Raw genomic sequence first — 17,680 nt, forward strand, 5'->3', positions numbered from 1 at the left:
GGGGGAGAGGATCAGGGGAGGGGTGTCAGCGGGGGAGATGGAGGGCGGCGTCGGTCACCTCGGCGAGGCCGTCGGCGATGAGGGAGTCGATGGCGCGGTCGCGCTGGCGGGGGTCCGGCCAGTCGGGGACGACGGCGTCGACCGGGACCGCGGCGGGTGCGGCATCCCGCAGCGCCCTGAGCACCGCCCCGCGCGCCTGGCGGTCGCTGCCCTCGAAGCGCGCCTGACGGCGTCGGTCGTCCCCCGTGTCGGGGTACCCTGCGGCGCGCCAGGCGCACACCGCACGGATCGGGCACGCGTCGCACCGGGGCGCGCGGGCCGTGCAGACGAGCGCCCCGAGCTCCATCGTCGCCGCGTTCACGATCGCCGCGGCCCCGTCGTCCTCGGGGAGCACGTCCGCCATCGCCGCGAGGTCGCGCCGCGCCGGCGGACCGGGCTGGGCCCGTCCGTCGAGCGCCCGGGCCAGCACGCGGCGCGTGTTGGTGTCCACGACGGGATGCCGGTCGCCGTAGGCGAACACTGCGACCGCGCGTGCGGTGTAGTCGCCGATGCCGGTGAGCGCCAGCAGCGCCTCGACGTCCCGGGGGACGACGCCCTCGTGCCGGTCGCGGATCTCCACGGCCGCCCGGTGCAGCCACAGCGCGCGGCGCGGATACCCGAGGTTCGCCCACTGCCGCACCGCCTCGGCCGGAGCATCCCCGGCCAGCGCGGCCGGCGTGGGCCAGCGCGCGAGCCAGGCCTCGAGGTGCGGGATGACGCGGGTCACCGGCGTCTGCTGCAGCATGAACTCGCTGACCAGGACGCCCCATGCGCCGAATCCGGCGGCGCGCCAGGGCAGGTCGCGGGCGTTCGTCCGGTACCAGGCGATGAGGGGCGTCGCGAGGTCGGGCATCCGCACAGCCTACGACGCCCGCCGCGTAGGCTGGACCGGTGACCGCTCCTCCTCCCGCGCCGAACGGCATCCTGCTGGTCGACAAGCCCGGCGGCATCACGAGTCACGACGTCGTCGCCCGCACCCGACGCGCGCTCGGGACCCGCAAGGTCGGCCACGCCGGCACCCTCGACCCGATGGCGACCGGGCTGCTCGTGCTCGGGGTGGGGCCCGCGACGCGTCTGCTGACCTTCATCGTCGGGCTGGACAAGACCTACGAGGCCACCATCCGTCTGGGCGTGGGCACCGACTCGGACGACGCCGACGGCGTCGAGGTCTCCCGTGCCGACGCGGCCGCGCTCGACGGCGTCGGCGACGAGCGCATCGCGGCGGGTGTCGCCGCCCTCACCGGGGACATCGCGCAGGTGCCGAGCACCGTGTCCGCCATCAAGGTCGCCGGCAGGCGCGCGTACGACCTCGCCCGGGCGGGCGAGCACGTCGAGCTGGCGGCACGCGAGGTCACCGTCCGCCGCTTCGCCCTGCGGGACACCCGCCGCACCGTCGACGATCGGGGCGACGCGGTGATCGACCTCGACGTGGTCGTCGACTGCACGAGCGGCACCTACATTCGCGCCCTCGCGCGCGACCTCGGCGCCGATCTCGGCGTCGGAGGTCACCTCACCTCGCTCCGGCGCACCCGGATCGGTCCGTTCGACGTCGCCGAGGCGGTCGCCGACATCGTTCCCGACGCCCCGCTGCGACGGCCCGCCGAGGTCGCCGCGGCGGTGCTGGGAGCCTTCCCGGTCTCCGCCGAGGAGGCGCGGGACCTGCGTCACGGCAAGCGGCTGCCGGGCGCCGCCGGTCGCCTCGCCGACGCCGTGACCGCGACCCCGGCCGCCGTCGACCCGGACGGCCGCCTCGTCGGGGTGGTCGAGCGGCGCGGGGACGACGTCAAGAGCGCCATGAACATGGCGGAGGACGCCCCGTGATCCTGGGGTTCACCATCGCCCAGGTGGCCGTCGCGGTGCTCGTCGGAGTGGTCGCGGTGATCGCGGGCCTCGCGGGTCGCCGGCCCGGAGACGTCACGGTGGGCGGCATGGCCCTCGTCCTCCTCCTGCTCGTCGTGCAGGTCGTCGTCGCCGTCGTCGCCCTGTTCGCCGGCAACGCGCCCCGGGGCAGCGCTCTCGAGTTCTGGGTCTACCTGGTCTCCGCCGTGCTGATCCCGCCCGCGGCGGTGTTCTGGGCGCTCGTCGAGCGCAGCCGATGGAGCACGGTCATCATGGGCGTCGCCGCGCTCTCCGTCGCGATCATGGTGTGGCGGATGCACGTGATCTGGACGCTGCCGGGCCTCTGAGCGCTCCACGCCATCCGCCGTCGACGCCTATCATGGACAGGTCATGTCTTCACTCGGCACCCGCACGCCCACCCGGATGACCGGGATCGGACGCGTCCTGGTCGTCGTCTACGCGATCATGGCCCTCGCCGCGACGGGCCGATCGTTCGTGCAGATCGTGCAGGACTTCGCGCAGGCTCCGCTGGCGTACACCCTGTCCGCCGTCGCGGCGGCCGTCTACATCCTCGCCACCGTCGCCCTCGTCAGATCGGACACGCGCGGGTGGTACGTCGTCGCGTGGATCGCGATCGCCTTCGAGCTCGTGGGGGTGCTCGTCGTCGGCACGCTCAGCCTGACGCACCCGGAGCTGTTCCTGCACGACGCGACCGTGTGGTCGGGGTACGGATTCGGGTACTTCTGGGTCCCCCTGGTCCTGCCCTTCGTCGGTCTGTGGTGGTTGCGCACGTCGGGGCGCACGGATGCCGCGACGCCGGACGCCGCTCCGGCCGTCCCGGGGAGGTCGAGCTGGTGATCGTCTTCCGAGACCCCTCCGAGGTGCCGCACGGGTTCGGCCCGAGCGTGATCGCGATCGGCAAGTTCGACGGCGTCCACTCCGGTCACCGCGCCGTGATCGATCGGGCCCGTGTGGCCGCGGCGGAATCGGGCGCCCGCATCGTCGCCGTCACCTTCGACCGCAACCCGTTGAGCCTGCTGCGTCCCGAGATCTGCCCCGATCCCCTCTCGAGCATCGACCAGAAGCTGGATCTGCTCGCGGCGGCGGGGGTCGATGCGACGCTCGTCCTGCGCTTCGACGAACAGCTGGCCTCGCTGGAGCCGCGTGCGTTCGTCGAGCACGTGCTGGTCGACGCGCTCGGGGTCGTGACCGTGCTGGTGGGCGACGACTTCCGCTTCGGCCGCGGGGGAGCGGGAGATCCGGCGTTCCTGACCGCCCTCGGCGGCGAGTACGGCTTCCGCGTCGACGTCGTCGGCGACGTCCAGGGCGGCGGCCGTCGGGTCTCGTCGACGTGGGTGCGCGACCTGCTCGCGGCCGGCGACGTCGTGGACGCGGGGCGCCTGCTGGGCAGGCCGCACAGCGTGCAGGGGGAGGTCGTCCACGGCCTCAAGCGCGGACGGGAACTCGGCTTCCCGACGGCGAACCTGTCGCCCGACGCGGAGGGGTTCATCCCCGCGGACGGGGTGTACGCCGGCTGGCTCGTCGACCTGGGCTCCGCGCCGGGGTCGTCCGATCCCGCGGCGGTCACCCGGTATCCGGCCGCGATCTCGGTGGGGACTAACCCGACCTTCGACGACGTGGACGCGCGGCAGGTCGAGGCGTACGTGCTCGACGAGACCGAGCTGGACCTCTACGGACACCGCGTGCAGGTGCAGTTCACGCACCGGATCCGCGGCATGGTCGCCTTCGAGGGCATCGACCGCCTCATCGCCCAGATGGCCGACGACGTCGATCGGGTGCGCCGCGCGCTGCGCGCCTGACTCAGTACGAGTCGGCGTCCACCGCGCCCGTCACGTCCTCACCGGCGTCGACGCGCCGCGCCTCGCCGAGGATGACCGCGCTTCCGCTCGTCCCCAGGCGCGTCGCTCCCGCCGCCAGCATGGCGACGGCGTCGGCGTAGCTGCGGACGCCGCCCGAGGCCTTCACCTGCACCGACGGGCCGACGCTGGCGCGCATGAGCTCGACGTGCGGTACGGTCGCCCCGCCGCCTGCGAATCCCGTCGAGGTCTTCACGAAGTCCGCGCCGCCCTGCTCGGTGAGGCGGCTGCCGCGGGCGATCTGCTCGTCGTCGAGGAGCGAGGTCTCGAGGATGACCTTCGTGATGTGACCGGCCGCGGCGTCCACCACGGCGGCGATGTCGGCGACGACCACGTCGTCGAACGAGGGGTCGGTGGACCCGGAGCGCAGTGCGCCGATGTTGACGACCATGTCGACCTCGGTGGCGCCGTCGGCGAGCGCCTGGCGCACCTCGGCGACCTTCGCCGCCGTCGACGTCGTGCCGTGCGGGAACCCGATGACGGTGCAGACGGCGACGCCGGTGCCGGCGAGGCGCTGCGCGGCGTGGGCGACGTCGCTCGGCCGCACGCAGGCGCTGTGCACCCGCCACTCCGCGACGACGTCGAGCTCCGCGTCGACCTCTTCCCGGGTGAGCTGAGGCTTGAGGATCGCGTGGTCGATGGTCGCGGCGAGGTCTCGTTCGGTGATGCTGGACATGCTGCCAGACTACGCCGGGGAATACCCCAGGGGGGTATCCTGTTGGGAGCGATGACGGCGTTGCGGACGCAGCGCCGCCCGAACGAGGCGATGAAGGTGGAAGCGATGAAGGGGGAAGCGATGAACGAGCAGTCCTACGCCGTCGAGGGGATGACCTGTGCGCACTGCGCCGGCGCCGTCGACCGGGAGGTCCGCCGCATCGAGGGCGTCGCCGACGTGCGCGTCGACGTCGCGGCGGGGATCGTGACCGTGTCCTCCGCGTCGGCCATCGCGGACGCGGACGTCGTCGCCGCCGTCGACGACGCCGGCTACACCGTCGTCTCGGGACGATGAACGCCGAGACCGCGCCGCGCGCGGAGGCCGTGCTCGACATCGAGGGGATGACCTGCGCGAGCTGCGTCGCCCGCGTGGAGAAGCGCCTGTCGCGGCTCGACGGCGTCGCCGCGACGGTCAACCTCGCCACCGAGTCGGCGCGCGTGGGCTACCCCGCCGACCTCGACCCCGCGGCGCTCGTCGCGGCGGTGCGCGAAGCAGGGTACGACGCATCCGTGCGTCGCAGCTCTCCCGCGACCGACGCCGCGCCGCACGACCACGCAGGCGCGGGGCCGCACGCCCACGCCGCGGCCGGAGAGCACGGAGACGAGCACGGAGACGAGCACGGCGAGCCCGCCGGGCACGTCCACGACGTGGAGGACCACCCGGGCTCGGCGAGTCTGCGCACGCGACTGCTCGTGAGCGCCGTGCTCGCCCTGCCGGTCGTCGTGCTCGGCATGGTGCCGGCGTGGCAGTTCCCCGGCTGGCAGTGGGTCTCGGCGGTGCTCGCCACGCCCGTGGTGCTGTGGGGCGGCTGGCCGTTCCACCGTGCGACGATCGCGAACGCCCGGCACGGCGCGATGACGATGGACACGCTCATCACCCTCGGCACCGGCGCCGCGTACCTCTGGAGCGTGTGGGCGCTGCTGTTCGGCACGGCCGGCCGCATCGGCCTCACCCACACCGGCGGACTCTTCGGCCCCGTGCACGACCCCTCGGCGCTCGTGTACTTCGAGGTGGCGGCGGCCGTGACGGTGTTCCTCCTGCTCGGGCGCTTCATCGAGCAGCGCTCCAAGCGCCGGGCGGGCGCCGCCCTCCACGCGCTGCTCGACCTCGCGGCCAAGGACGTCGAGCTCGAAGACGGCACGCGCGTCGACGTCGACTCCCTCCGCGTCGGCGACCGGTTCATCGTCCGCCCGGGGGAGAAGGTCGCCACCGACGGCGTCGTCGTGTCGGGGCACGCCTCGGTCGACGAGAGCATGATCACCGGCGAGTCGATGCCCGTGGAGGCCGCCGCGGGTCGCGCCGTCACCGGCGGCACCCTCGCCGCCGACGGGCGCCTGGTCGTCGAGGCGACCTCCGTCGGAGCGGACACCCGCCTCGCGCACCTGGCGCGACTCGTCGAGGACGCGCAGTCCGGCAAGAGCCGCGTGCAGCGGCTGGCCGACCGGATCTCCGGCGTGTTCGTCCCCGTCGTGATCGCCCTGTCGGTGCTGACACTGGCCGGCTGGCTCGTCGCGGGCGGTTTCAGCGGCGAGAGCGTCGCCGCCGGGTTCACCGCCGCGGTGGCGGTCCTGATCATCGCGTGCCCGTGCGCCCTCGGTCTCGCCACGCCGATCGCGATCCTCGTCGGCACGGGCCGCGGCGCGCAGCTGGGGGTCCTCATCACCGGCCCCGAGGCGCTGGAATCCGCCGAGCGCATCGACCGGATCGTGCTCGACAAGACCGGCACCGTGACCTCCGGCGAGATGTCGGTCGCCTCGGTGACCCCGATCGACGGAGCGGAGCACGCCGAGATCGTCCGCCTCGTCGGCTCGCTGGAGAACGCCTCCGAGCACCCCGTCGCCCGAGCCGCCGCCGCGCTGACGGCCGCGCGCCACGACCCGGTCGACGACTTCTCCGGCCTCGCGGGTCGGGGTGTCACCGGCACCGTCGACGGGCACGCCGTGTTCGCCGGGCGCCCCGCCTTCGCCGCCGAGATCGCGGGAGTGGCCGGACCCGACGTCTCCGCCGCGGTCGACGCCGCGGAGGCGTCGGGCGCGACCGCGGTCGTGGCCGGCTGGGACGGGCGCGTGCGCGCGGTCCTCGCCGTGGCCGACAGCGTCCGTCCGGGCGCGGCCGACACGGTGGCGCGACTGCGGACGATGGGGCTGGAGGTCGTGCTGCTCACGGGCGACAACGCCGGCGCGGCGGAGGCCGCCGCGGGTGCCGCGGGCATCCGCGAGGTGATCGCCGGTGTGCTCCCCGAGGGCAAGGTCGCCGAGATCCGGCGCCTCCAGTCCGGCGGTCACCGCGTCGCGATGGTCGGCGACGGCGTCAACGACGCGGCGGCGCTGGCCACCGCCGACCTCGGTATCGCGATGGGCGGGGGCACGGATGCCGCGATGCACGCGAGCGACATCGCCCTGGCCGGTGCGGGACTGGAGCCGATCGTGACGGCGCTCTCGCTCAGCCGGCGCACGATGCGGGTCATCCGCGGCAACCTGTTCTGGGCGTTCGCCTACAACGTCGCGGCCCTCCCGCTCGCGGCCTTCGGTCTGCTCAACCCCATGATCGCCGGAGCGGCGATGGCGTTCTCCAGCGTCTTCGTCGTGCTCAACAGCCTGCGCCTGCGCGCCGCGCGCTGACGGCGTCGGGCGTGGGCATCCGGTATCATGGGGCCCGAGGTTCCCGCCAACCCGTCGCCGCAGCTCGCAGAAGCGAGTGCCCGCAGCCGGATCAGCTGGACTCGCGTATTCCCCCGTGGCACCCGCCGCGGACTTCCGTACCGGTCGGCCCGCACGATTCGCGTCGAGGGCCGACGCCCGCCGGCACCGCCGGCACTGCAGCTCAGGAGGAGCATGCCGCCCACGGCATCCACCGCCCCCGCCCGCCGCCGCGGCGCATCCCACCGGGGCTCTTCGGCACGTCGCGACGACGACGCGCCCCTCATCCCGATCCTCGCCCGCAAGGTGCGCGAGGTCGAGGCGAAGGCCCAGCGCGGAAAGCTGGGCCCCACCAACCGCGTCAAGTTCCAGGTGATCGCCTTCCTCGTGCGCGAGGAGCGGGCCCGCGTCAAAGCCGACGAGTCGGTGCCCGCCGGAGCACGCGTCGAGCTGCTCAAGCGCCTCGACGGCGTCGCGACGATCCTCGCCAAGACGGCTGCACGCGACACGTCGCTCATCCAGCTGCTCGAGGTCGATCAGGCGACATCGCCGGTCGCCAAGCGGATGCGCCGGGACTGGCTGCTCGAGTCGGGCGCGGAGCTGCCCGAGGACGAGCTCATCATCACCGACGTGGCCCCCGTGCAGACGCCGGTCGTGCCCGCGGCGCTCGCCGAGCGTCAGGTCACGCCGCCCCAGGTGGAGGCGCGGCGCGAGTCCAACCCGTTCCTCGCTCCCGACCTGACGCTGCGCACACCGGCGTCGACCGCCCGGCGCCGCCTGGACGGGTGGGAGCTGATGGGGCCCCTCTACAAGGCGTTCGAGACGGGCGCGGGCGGGGCGTCGGCGAGCATGGACCTTCCGCCGGTCCCCGAGTTCGACCGGCTCTCGCCCAAGGGCCTCGAGGTCATGCCGCACCAGTCGCGGTTCCTCGAGTCGGTCCGCGCCGGACACCGCTCGTTCCTGCTCGCCGACGAGCCCGGCCTCGGCAAGACCGCGCAGTCGGTGCTGGCCGCGTCCGTCGCCGGTGCGTATCCGCTGCTGGCGGTCGTGCCGAACGTCGTCAAGATGAACTGGGCGCGCGAGGTCGAGCGCTGGACGCCGCAGCGTCGTGCCACCGTCATCCACGGCGACGGAGCGACCGTCGACGCCTTCGCCGATGTCTTCATCGTCAACTACGAGGTGCTCGACCGGCATCTGTCGTGGCTCGGCTCACTGGGCCTCAAGGGGATGGTCGTCGACGAGGCCCACTTCATCAAGAACCTCACCTCGCAGCGGTCCCAGAACGTGCTGGCGCTCGGCGCGCGGATCCGCGAGCAGGTCCACAACCCCCTCATGCTGGCCCTCACCGGCACGCCCCTGATCAACGACGTCGAGGACTTCGACGCGATCTGGCGGTTCCTCGGTTGGACCAACGGCGAGAAGCCGGGGCCCGAGCTGATGGCGAAGCTGGACGCCACGGGCTTCACCCCCGCCGACAAGGCCTTCTACCCCGAGGCGCGCGACGCCGTCATCTCGATGGGCATCGTCCGGCGCAAGAAGAAGGACGTCGCGGCCGACCTCCCCGACAAGCTCGTCGCGGATCTCCCCGTCGAGCTCGACGACGAGTACGGCCGCTCGATCCGCGCCGCCGAGCACGAACTGGGCGAGCGTCTCGCGGCGAAGTACCGTCGCATCATCGAGGCGCGCGGCGACAAGGTGCTCATCGGAGAGGTCGACGAGGACATCGTCCGCCTCGTCGCGCACGGCGAGCTCGAAGAGTCGAAGGCCGCCGGATCCGGTGCGGACAACGTCTTCACGATGGTGCGCCGGATCGGGCAGGCCAAGGCCCTCCTCGCCGCCGACTATGCCGTGCAGCTGCAGCGCTCGGTGGGCAAGGTGGTGTTCTTCGCGAAGCACATCGACGTGATGGATGCCGCGGAGGCGCACTTCGCCGCGGCGGGGCTGCGGACGATCTCGATCCGCGGCGACCAGTCCACCCCGGCGCGCCAGCAGGCCATCGACGCGTTCAACTCCGACCCCGACGTCGCGATCGCGGTGTGCTCGCTGACGGCCGCCGGTGTCGGACTGAACATGCAGGCCGCCTCCAACGTCGTGCTCGCCGAGCTCTCCTGGACCGCCGCCGAGCAGACGCAGGCGATCGACCGCGTGCACCGCATCGGCCAGGAGGAGCCGGTGACCGCGTGGCGGATCATCGCCGCGCACACGATCGACACCAAGATCGCCGAGCTCATCGACTCGAAGCAGTCCCTGGCCGCCCGCGCCCTCGACGGCGAGCAGGTCGACCCCGGCTCGAGCGACTCCGTGCAGCTCTCCGCGCTCATGCACCTCCTGCGGCAGGCGCTCGGCGCGGCGTGACCCCGTGAGGCCCGGAATCCCGGGCCTCACGCGGTTATCGACGGCGTCGCCGGTGGCAGCCGTGCCGCCTGCGGCGATAGTCTCGGGGAAGGCAGTGTCGCCGCATCACTCTCGACCCGAATCGAACCGAAGGATCCTCACCATGAAGATCGGCATCCTCACCAGCGGCGGCGACTGCCCCGGTCTGAACGCCGTCATCCGCGGCGTCGTGCTGAAGGGCACGACCAACTACAACATCGAGTTCGTGGGCATCCGCGACGGGTGGCGCGGCGTCGTCGACGGCGACTTCTTCCCGCTCACGCGGCACGAGGTCAAGGGGCTCTCGAAGGTCGGCGGGACGATCCTCGGCACCTCGCGGACGAACCCGTACGAGGGACCGCGCGGCGGAGCCGACAACATCAAGGCGACCCTCTACGGCCACCACATCGACGGGATCATCGCCATCGGCGGCGAAGGCACCCTCGCCGCCGCGAACCGCCTCTGGAACGACGGCATCAACGTCATGGGCGTCCCCAAGACCATCGACAACGACCTGCGGGCGACGGACTACTCGTTCGGCTTCGACACCGCCGTCAACATCGCCACCGACGCGATGGACCGCCTCCGCACGACGGGCGACTCGCACCAGCGCTGCATGGTCGCCGAAGTCATGGGCCGGCATGTCGGCTGGATCGCCCTGCACTCCGGCATCGCCGCGGGCGCCCACGTCATCTGCATCCCTGAGGTGCCCATGTCGATCGACGAGATCGTCGCCCAGGTGCAGAAGGCACACGACCGCGGCCGTGCCCCGCTCGTCGTCGTCTCGGAGGGGTTCACCCTCACCGGGATGGACGAGGCGTACAGCGACAAGGGCCTCGACGCCTTCAACCGGCCGCGTCTGGGCGGGATCAGCGAGGTCCTCGCGCCCGAGATCGAGCGCCTGACGGGGATCGAGACGCGCGCCACCGTTCTCGGTCACATCCAGCGCGGCGGCTCGCCCTCCGCGTTCGACCGCGTTCTCGCGACGCGCCTCGGCCTGCACGCCGCCGATGTCGTCGCCGAGGGCGCGTGGGGGCAGATGGTCTCCATGAAGGGCACAGAGATCGTGCGCGTGCCGTTCGCCGAGGCGCTCGGCGAGCTCAACACCGTGCCGCTCCACCGCTACGAAGAGGCCGCCGCTCTCTTCGGCTGAGCCGGCCACTCGCACAGCCCCCTCGGGACCGACCGAGGGGGCTGTGTGCTGTCGGCGCGGCGACCGGGCCCCGCGCCGCCGGTACCCTGGAACGATGACGGATGAGCGGCGCGACTTCCACCGGCCCGTGCAGCGGCCGGCGTCGACGTTCGATCGCCGCTTCGGATCGACAGACCCCGCCGAAGTGTCCCGCGCCGCCCACGCGACCGCGGCGGCCCTGCTCACGCGCGTCCGCGACGAGCCGTCCGAGGGGGTCCTGGACCGCCTCGTAGCCTTCACCGACACGCACGGCATCGACACCCTCGCCGAGCTCTGGTCGCACGCCTCCCCGTCGTCGCTGCCGGGGGCGCTGTGGCGGCTGTACCTCATCCAGCTGATGGTGCGCGACGATCCGCGCACCGCCGCCCTTCTCTACGAGCGGGGACGCTCCCTGCGCCACGGGGTCGACGTCGTCGTCGCGGGCGCCCCCGCCCCCGCCGGGCCCGAGGAGCTGATCGCCCTCGTCGATGAGATCCTCCGCGGCGTCTTCTCCGGCGACTTCGCCGTGGCGCTGGAGCGCGCCGCATCGTTCTGCCGCGTGGAGGCGGCGGGAGCGCTGGACCTCGCGGACGACGCCGATGCGGGCGAACCCGAACGCGCCGCCGCGTTCACGACCCGCGCCCTGCGGCTCGACACCTCGGCGGCGGAGCTCACCACGTGTGCCGCACTCTGGCGCCGCGACGCGTTGACCTGAGCCGTCGCGCGTGATCTGGCCCGGTGCCGTCGCGTGCTCTGACGCATCTCCGCCCGTGGCCCGGCACAGAAGTGCCGGGCCGCAGAACGCCCGGTGCCGTCGCGCTGCGCGGGAGAGTCGTCCTGTGTCCCGGCACGGAAGTGCCGGGCCGCAGAACGCCTCTCGGCGCGAGGCCGCTCATAGCGGCGAAAGATGGAGCCCGGGGTTACTGCGGCCCGGCTGTTCCAGTGTAACCGAGCGCGTCCCGGTGGCATTCCCGGACGGGGCGGCAGGCGCGGCGTAGGCTCGGGGGATGGCCTGGCGATTCGCGTTGATGATCGACCCCGCGGCACCCGACGAGGGGACCGGGGACTTCGCCGGGACCTTCACCGAGCTCGACCCCGCCGCGCCGGCGCTGACCGTCGGCGAGCTCAGCACGCAGCGCGGCGACGGGATCTTCGAGTCGATCGGGGTCGTCGACGGGCATCCGCAGGAGGTGTCGGCGCATCTGGACCGCCTCGCCCACTCCGCGAAGATCTGCGACCTGCCGGCGCCGAACCTCGCCCAGTGGCGGGCCGCCGTCGAGCGCGCCGCGGCGCACTGCGGCGCGGGGGAATCGGTCATCAAGCTCATCCTCAGCCGCGGGGTCGAACAGGGACCGGCGCCGACGGCGTGGGTGACCGCGGCAGAGGCCGCGGACTTCGCCCGTGCGCGCACCGAGGGCATCCGGGTCGTGACGCTCGACCGCGGCTACGCGCGCGACGTCCCCGCTCGTGCGCCGTGGCTGCTGCTGGGCGCGAAGACGCTGTCGTACGCCGTGAACATGGCGGCGCTGCGCGAGGCGAAGCGCCGGGGCGCGGAGGATGCGATCTTCCTCACCAGCGACGGCTTCGTCCTCGAGGCGCCCACGGCGTCGCTGATCCTCCGGCGCGGCGGCACGTTCGTGACCCCGGCGCCGAACGCGGGGATCCTCCACGGCACGACGCAGCTGAGCCTGTACGACCACCTGCAGGCCGAGGGCTTCGAGGTCGCCTACGACAGCGTCCCCGCGGCGTGGCTCGCCGACGCGGACGCGGCGTGGCTCGTCTCCAGCGTCCGGCTGGCCGCACCGATCGTGGCGATCGACGGGTCGCCCCTGCCGACCGACGCGGCGCTGACCGCCGCGATGAACCGCTACCTCCTCCGTCCGCGCGACTGACCGGGCCGCGCGACTGACCGGGCCGCGCGACTGACCGGGCCGCGCGACTGACCGGGGGAGGGGCGTCCGCATCCGGCGGACGACGAACGCCGCCGGCCCCGGAGGACCGACGGCGTTCGTCGCGTGCGGATCCGCTCAGCCGAAGCGGCCGGAGACGTAGTCCTCGGTCGCCTGGACCGACGGCGTCGTGAAGATGGTGTTGGTGTCGTCGTACTCGATGAGCTTGCCCGGCTTGCCGGTGCCCGCGATGTTGAAGAACGCGGTCTTGTCGGACACGCGCGACGCCTGCTGCATGTTGTGCGTGACGATCACGATCGTGTACTCGGACTTCAGCTCCTGGATGAGCTCCTCGATCGCGAACGTCGAGATCGGGTCGAGCGCCGAGCACGGCTCGTCCATCAGCAGCACGTCGGGGGAGACGGCGATCGCCCGCGCGATGCACAGACGCTGCTGCTGACCGCCGGAGAGGCCGGCGCCCGGCTTGTCGAGCCGGTCCTTGACCTCGTTCCAGAGGTTGGCGCCCTTCAGCGACTTCTCGACGAGCGCGTCGGCGGCGTCCTTCGAGATGCGCTTGTTGTTGAGCTTCACGCCGGCCAGCACGTTCTCCTTGATGGACATCGTGGGGAACGGGTTCGGCCGCTGGAAGACCATGCCGACGTGGCGGCGCACGAGCACCGGGTCGACGCCGGGACCGTAGAGGTCATCGCCGTCCACCAGCACCTTGCCCTTCACGTGGGCGCCGGGGATGACCTCGTGCATGCGGTTCAGCGTCCGCAGGAACGTGGACTTGCCGCAGCCGGACGGGCCGATGAACGCCGTCACGGCGCGGGGCTCGATGTCCATGGACACGCCCTCCACAGCGAGGAAATCGCTGTAGTAGACGTTCAGGTTCTCGACTTCGATGCGCTTGGACACAGGTGCCTTTCCTTGCTTAGCGTGCCTTCGGCGCGAAGACCATCGCGACGATCCGGGCGATCAGGTTGAAGATGACGACGAGGATGACCAGCAGCAGGGCTGCGCCCCACGCCTGCGCCTGCGAGGCGTCGATGTCCTTCCCGGGGAAGCTGTAGGCGGTGTACGCCATGACCGGGAGGGTCTGCATCGGCCCGTTGAACGGGTCGGCGTTGAAGTTGTCGGTGAAGCTGGCGGCGATGAAGATCGGGGCGGTCTCACCCACGACGCGGGCGACGGCGAGCACGACGCCGGTGATGATGCCGCTCGCGGCCGTGCGCAGCACGACCTTGATGATCGTGATCGAGCGCGGCACGCCGAGGGCGAAGGAGGCCTCGCGCAGGTCGTTCGGGACCAGGCGCAGCATCTCCTCCGTGGAGCGGATCACGATCGGGATCATCAGCACGCACAGGGCGATCGACGCGGAGAAGCCGCTGAACGCCTTCGGCCCCACGATCAGCGCGAACAGCGAGAACGCGAACAGACCGGCCACGATCGACGGGATGCCCGTCATGACATCCACGAGGAACGTGATCGCGCGGCGCAGGGGGTTGTTCGGCTGCGCGTACTCCACGAGATAGACCGCCGCGAGGATGCCGATCGGCACCGAGATGAGAGCCGCGATCCCGGTGACGATCAGCGTGCCGACGATCGCCTGCAGGGCGCCGGGGGTCGAGACGACCTCGAGCGTGTTCGGGTCGAAGGCCGTGCCGCCGACCTGGGTGACGAAGCCCCACGACAGCACCGACAGGCCCTTGGAGACGACCGTCCACAGGGTCGAGACGAGCGGCGCCACCGCGAGCACGAACGCCGCCGTGACCAGTCCGCGCACGACGCGGTCCGTCGCCTTGCGCCGTCCCTCCACGATGGTGGAGAAGACGCCGATGCCGACGAGGTAGAGGATGGCGCTGAAGATCAGCCACGTCGCGGCGTTGAACCCGCCCACGACGAGCTGCATCGCGGCGACGACGGCGAGCGCCGCCGCGAGCGCGAGGGGCTCGACGAACCGGGGGAGCTGTCCGCTCGTGAGCGACAGTGCGGTCGAGGCCGGCGCAGCCGGCGTGGCGGTCTCGGTCACGAGCGCTTTCCTCTCTTGCGGCCCTTCGCGCCCGGTCCGGTCGCGGCGATGATGTAGCGCGCCAGCATGTTGACGGCGAGGGAGACGACGAACAGCATGAGGCCCGTGCCGATCAGCGCGGAGCGCTGGAGATCGGTCGCGATGGGGAAGTTCAGCGCGATGTTCGCCGCGATCGTCTGGGAGTTGTATCCGTCGGTGAGCAGGGCGACCGAGAAGATCAGGCTCGGGGAGATGATGAGCGCGATCGCCATCGTCTCGCCGAGGGCACGGCCGAGGCCCAGGAGGGTCGCCGACACCATGCCGCTGCGCGCATACGGGATGACCGCGAGGCGGACCATCTCCCAGCGGGTCGCGCCGAGGGCGAGCGCCGCCTCCTCGTGCAGACGCGGGGTCTGCAGGAAGATCTCACGCGTGATCGAGGTCACGATGGGGAGGATCATCACCGCGAGCACCATCCCACCGGCGAGCATCGTCGACCCGGTGCTCGACACGGGGCCGCGGAACAGCGGGATCCAGCCGAGGTACTCGTTGAGGAACTGTGCCAGGGGCAGCAGGAGAGGTCGCATCACGATGATGCCCCACAGGCCGAAGACGATGGAGGGGACCGCGGCCAGCAGGTCGATGATGTACCCGAGGAAGCCGGCGATGCGTCGCGGCGCGTAGTGGGAGATGAACAGGGCGATGCCGATGGCGACCGGGGTGCCGAGGATCATCGCGATGAAGGCCGCCCAGATGCTTCCCCACAGGAGGGGTGCGACGTAGTCCCAGAAGTTCGCCCAGTCCTTGTTCTGGTACCCGGCGAGGTCGCCCTCGCCCCAGTTCGCGGTGATGGCGGGCAGGCCCTTGAGGATCAGGAAGATCGCGACGCCGGCCAGGATGATCATGATCGAGACGGCGGCCGTGGTCGACAGCCCCAGGAACACCTTGTCGCCGGCGCGACGACCTCCGACGATGTTCGAGGAGGGCTTCTTCGCGGGTGCGGTGGTCACGTCAGTCACGACGGCCCCCCAGATCGGACGGGGTCATGTGTTCTCCTCGGGTCGGGAAGATCCAGAGACGGGTGGTCGGAGGTCCGGCTCAGCATGGCCGTCGGTCCGCAGGCCGACGACCCTGCTCAGCCCGGTCCGGTCTGCGCGGGACGTGCGCAGACCGGACCGGGACCGAGGTGTTACTTGATGTTCTTCAGCGTGGCGGCCGCGTCGGCGAGGACCGACTCGGGCAGCGGAGCCGAGCCCGCGTTCTTCTCCGCGACCGACTGGCCGAGCGAGCTGGTCACGAAGCCGAGGTAGGAGGTCACGAGCTTCGCCTGCGCCTCGTCCTTGAACGTCGAGCAGAGGACCGCGTACGACACCAGCGGGATCGGGTAGGACTCCGGGGTCAGCTTGGAGTAGTCGAACTTCTTCGACAGGTCGCCGGGGACGCCGTTGGACGCGTCGACGGCCGCGGCCTCGAACGTCGCCGAGACGGCCTCGCCGCTGTAGGCGACGGCCTTGCCGTCGGTGACGATCGCGGCGGCGTTCAGCGAGCCGATGGCGGAGTGGTCGGCGTAGCCGATGGTGCCCGTGCCGGCCTTGACGGCCTCGACGACGCCCGAGCCGCCCTTCTGCTTGGAGACGTTGCCCTCGACCGGCCAGTCCTTGCCCGCGGGGAAGGTCCACACCGACGACTGCGTCGCGGCGAGGTAGTTGGTGAAGTTCTGCGTCGTGCCCGAGCCGTCCGAGCGCGCGACCGTGGTGATGGCGCCGGCGGGCAGCTCGGTGCCGTTGTCCTTCGTGATGGCCGGGTCGGACCAGTCGGTGATCTGCAGGGCGAAGATCTTCGCGATCGTCTCGCCGCTCAGCTTGAGGTCGGTGACGCCCGGGATGTTGAAGATGATGGCGACGCCGTCGAGGTAGATCGGGATGTTGACCCCGCCCTCGGTGCAGAGGTCCTTGGACTGGGCCGTCTGGTCGGCGTTCAGCGGCGAGTCGGAGCCGGCGAAGTCGTACGCGCCGGAGAGGAAGTTGGTGACGCCGCCGCCGGAGCCCTGCGACTTGTCGTAGTTGATCGTGACGTTCTTGGCGGTGGCGTTGTACGCGCTCGTCCAGGCGGCCTGCGCGTTGGACTGGGCGCTCGAACCGCCGGCCGTGATCGTGCCGGACAGGCTGGGGTCGATCTCGAAGGCGACCGAGGAGGCGGTCGGGCTCGCGCTCTCCGACGGCGACGCCGCGGGGGTCGACGAGCAGCCGGCGAGGGTGAGCGCCGCGACGGCGGCGACAGCGCCCAGCTGGGCGATGCGGGTGAGCTTCACTGTGGATCCTTCACATAGTCAGGGAGGTGCGGCCCGGTGCAGGGCACGGTGGTGACCGTAGACGGCGACTCTTACGAGACTGCGCTGTGGCGGTGAACGGAAGGTGAACGGCGCGGCCGGTGCTGTGACGCCCCGCGTCACGGCGCGGTTCCCCGTTCCCGGATCGTTCACGTGGGCTGACTATCCTGAGCGCCATGGCGAACACGAAGAAGGACGAGCGGGCGGCGCGAGACGCGGTCGAGGCGGCATCGGCCGCGGTGTCTCGCGCGAAGAAGACGCGGCGCGCTCTCCCGAAAAAGCAGGCGCGCAGGCTCGACGACGCGATCGAGGAGGCGCGTGACGCCGCCGACGTGTCGAAGAAGCGGATCCACCGTGCGCCGAAGAAGGTCGCGCGCGAGGCCGAGCGGGCCGCCCGCCGCCTCGAGCGTGCCGTCGCGAAGGCGGTCGGCGCGGCGGAGCGCAAGGAGCGCCTGCGCGCCGAGGCCCGCAGCGCCGCCGATGCGGCCGCCGCGGCGGAGCGGATCGCCGCGGAGCGCGCCGCCGAGGCGAAGGCCGCGCGCAAGGCAGCCCGCCGGTCGGAGAAGGCTGCGGCCCGGGCCGAGCTCGCCGCCGCGGCCGCCGGCGATGCCCTCGCCGCCGAGCTGTCGACGCCCGACCCGGAGGCCACGCTGCCCGCGGAGGCCCCTCCCGCCCCGGAGGACGCCCCCGGACTCGAGGACCTGACCGTCGTGCAGCTGCGCGCCCGCGCTCGCGCGCACGGGCACCACGGCTACTCGCGCCTGACGAAGGCCGCGTTGATCGACCTGCTCTCCTGAC

Annotated in this window: 17 protein-coding genes; 11 read left to right on the plus strand and 6 right to left on the minus strand. The window is 72.1% G+C overall.

Translation table 11 applies throughout. The features are described 5' to 3' along the window. Window positions 1-25: 25 nt before the first annotated feature. Window positions 26-892, minus strand: coding sequence for an A/G-specific adenine glycosylase (locus tag WFI00_RS08415; RefSeq protein ID WP_336631700.1), 867 nt, complete (start codon window positions 890-892; stop codon window positions 26-28). Window positions 893-930: 38 nt separating this feature from the next. Between WFI00_RS08415 and truB the strand changes: the two genes are divergently transcribed. The 4 genes from truB to WFI00_RS08435 are packed head-to-tail and all read left to right on the plus strand — an operon-like array spanning window position 931 to window position 3,698. Beyond that, window positions 931-1,860 (plus strand): tRNA pseudouridine(55) synthase TruB, encoded by a 930-nt coding sequence (truB, locus tag WFI00_RS08420; protein WP_336631699.1) that lies wholly within the window; start codon window positions 931-933, stop codon window positions 1,858-1,860. Next, window positions 1,857-2,225 carry a hypothetical protein gene (locus WFI00_RS08425; RefSeq protein ID WP_336631698.1) on the plus strand — a complete coding sequence of 123 codons (369 nt, stop codon included), beginning with the start codon at window positions 1,857-1,859 and terminating at the stop codon, window positions 2,223-2,225. Before truB ends, WFI00_RS08425 begins: the two co-directional genes overlap by 4 nt. 43 nt (window positions 2,226-2,268) lie before the next feature. Beyond that, entirely contained in the window at window positions 2,269-2,736 is a 468-nt protein-coding gene (locus WFI00_RS08430) for a hypothetical protein (protein ID WP_336631697.1), read from the plus strand. Next, window positions 2,733-3,698 carry a bifunctional riboflavin kinase/FAD synthetase gene (locus WFI00_RS08435; protein ID WP_336631696.1) on the plus strand — a complete coding sequence of 322 codons (966 nt, stop codon included), beginning with the start codon at window positions 2,733-2,735 and terminating at the stop codon, window positions 3,696-3,698. Before WFI00_RS08430 ends, WFI00_RS08435 begins: the two co-directional genes overlap by 4 nt. A 1-nt stretch (window position 3,699) precedes the next feature. Here WFI00_RS08435 and deoC read toward each other — a convergent pair whose 3' ends face one another. Further along, window positions 3,700-4,431, minus strand: coding sequence for a deoxyribose-phosphate aldolase (deoC, locus tag WFI00_RS08440; protein ID WP_336631695.1), 732 nt, complete (start codon window positions 4,429-4,431; stop codon window positions 3,700-3,702). 51 nt (window positions 4,432-4,482) lie between these two features. On the opposite strand from deoC, the gene WFI00_RS08445 reads away from it, so the two are divergent. From WFI00_RS08445 to WFI00_RS08470, 6 genes are all read left to right on the plus strand, one after another. After that, the gene (locus tag WFI00_RS08445; RefSeq protein ID WP_336631694.1) at window positions 4,483-4,764 is read left to right on the plus strand and encodes a heavy-metal-associated domain-containing protein; all 282 of its coding nucleotides are present in this window, start codon (window positions 4,483-4,485) and stop codon (window positions 4,762-4,764) included. Continuing rightward, on the plus strand, window positions 4,761-7,091 hold the full coding sequence (locus WFI00_RS08450; RefSeq protein WP_336631693.1) for a heavy metal translocating P-type ATPase: 2,331 nt from the start codon (window positions 4,761-4,763) through the stop codon (window positions 7,089-7,091). Before WFI00_RS08445 ends, WFI00_RS08450 begins: the two co-directional genes overlap by 4 nt. Before the next feature lie 213 nt (window positions 7,092-7,304). Further along, window positions 7,305-9,464 carry a DEAD/DEAH box helicase gene (locus WFI00_RS08455; protein ID WP_336631692.1) on the plus strand — a complete coding sequence of 720 codons (2,160 nt, stop codon included), beginning with the start codon at window positions 7,305-7,307 and terminating at the stop codon, window positions 9,462-9,464. A 142-nt stretch (window positions 9,465-9,606) separates the two neighbouring features. Continuing rightward, on the plus strand, window positions 9,607-10,635 hold the full coding sequence (locus WFI00_RS08460; RefSeq protein ID WP_336631691.1) for a 6-phosphofructokinase: 1,029 nt from the start codon (window positions 9,607-9,609) through the stop codon (window positions 10,633-10,635). Between the two features lie 94 nt (window positions 10,636-10,729). Then, on the plus strand, window positions 10,730-11,368 hold the full coding sequence (locus WFI00_RS08465; RefSeq protein WP_336631690.1) for a DNA-directed RNA polymerase subunit beta: 639 nt from the start codon (window positions 10,730-10,732) through the stop codon (window positions 11,366-11,368). A gap of 292 nt (window positions 11,369-11,660) precedes the next feature. Further along, a complete protein-coding gene (locus tag WFI00_RS08470; protein ID WP_336631689.1) occupies window positions 11,661-12,545 on the plus strand; it encodes an aminodeoxychorismate lyase in 885 nt (294 codons plus the stop codon). 135 nt (window positions 12,546-12,680) lie between these two features. On the opposite strand, the gene pstB is transcribed toward WFI00_RS08470, so the two are convergent. The 4 genes from pstB to WFI00_RS08490 all read right to left on the minus strand — a co-directional run bounded on the left by pstB (window position 12,681) and on the right by WFI00_RS08490 (window position 16,864). Further along, on the minus strand, window positions 12,681-13,460 hold the full coding sequence (pstB, locus tag WFI00_RS08475) for a phosphate ABC transporter ATP-binding protein PstB (RefSeq protein WP_336631688.1): 780 nt from the start codon (window positions 13,458-13,460) through the stop codon (window positions 12,681-12,683). A gap of 16 nt (window positions 13,461-13,476) precedes the next feature. Continuing rightward, a complete protein-coding gene (pstA, locus tag WFI00_RS08480; protein WP_336631687.1) occupies window positions 13,477-14,574 on the minus strand; it encodes a phosphate ABC transporter permease PstA in 1,098 nt (365 codons plus the stop codon). Further along, complete coding sequence (pstC, locus tag WFI00_RS08485) at window positions 14,571-15,572, minus strand: phosphate ABC transporter permease subunit PstC (protein WP_336631686.1); 1,002 nt, start codon at window positions 15,570-15,572, stop codon at window positions 14,571-14,573. Before pstC ends, pstA begins: the two co-directional genes overlap by 4 nt. 170 nt (window positions 15,573-15,742) lie before the next feature. Continuing rightward, entirely contained in the window at window positions 15,743-16,864 is a 1,122-nt protein-coding gene (locus WFI00_RS08490; RefSeq protein ID WP_336631685.1) for a phosphate ABC transporter substrate-binding protein PstS, read from the minus strand. Between the two features lie 194 nt (window positions 16,865-17,058). Here WFI00_RS08490 and WFI00_RS08495 point away from each other — a divergent pair, with 194 nt between their 5' ends. Further along, a complete protein-coding gene (locus WFI00_RS08495) occupies window positions 17,059-17,679 on the plus strand; it encodes a hypothetical protein (RefSeq protein WP_336631684.1) in 621 nt (206 codons plus the stop codon). Window position 17,680 lies beyond the last annotated feature (1 nt).

It is taken from the genome of Microbacterium sp. MMO-56 (assembly GCF_037146215.1).
In the GTDB taxonomy this organism is placed as follows: Bacteria; Actinomycetota; Actinomycetes; order Actinomycetales; family Microbacteriaceae; genus Microbacterium.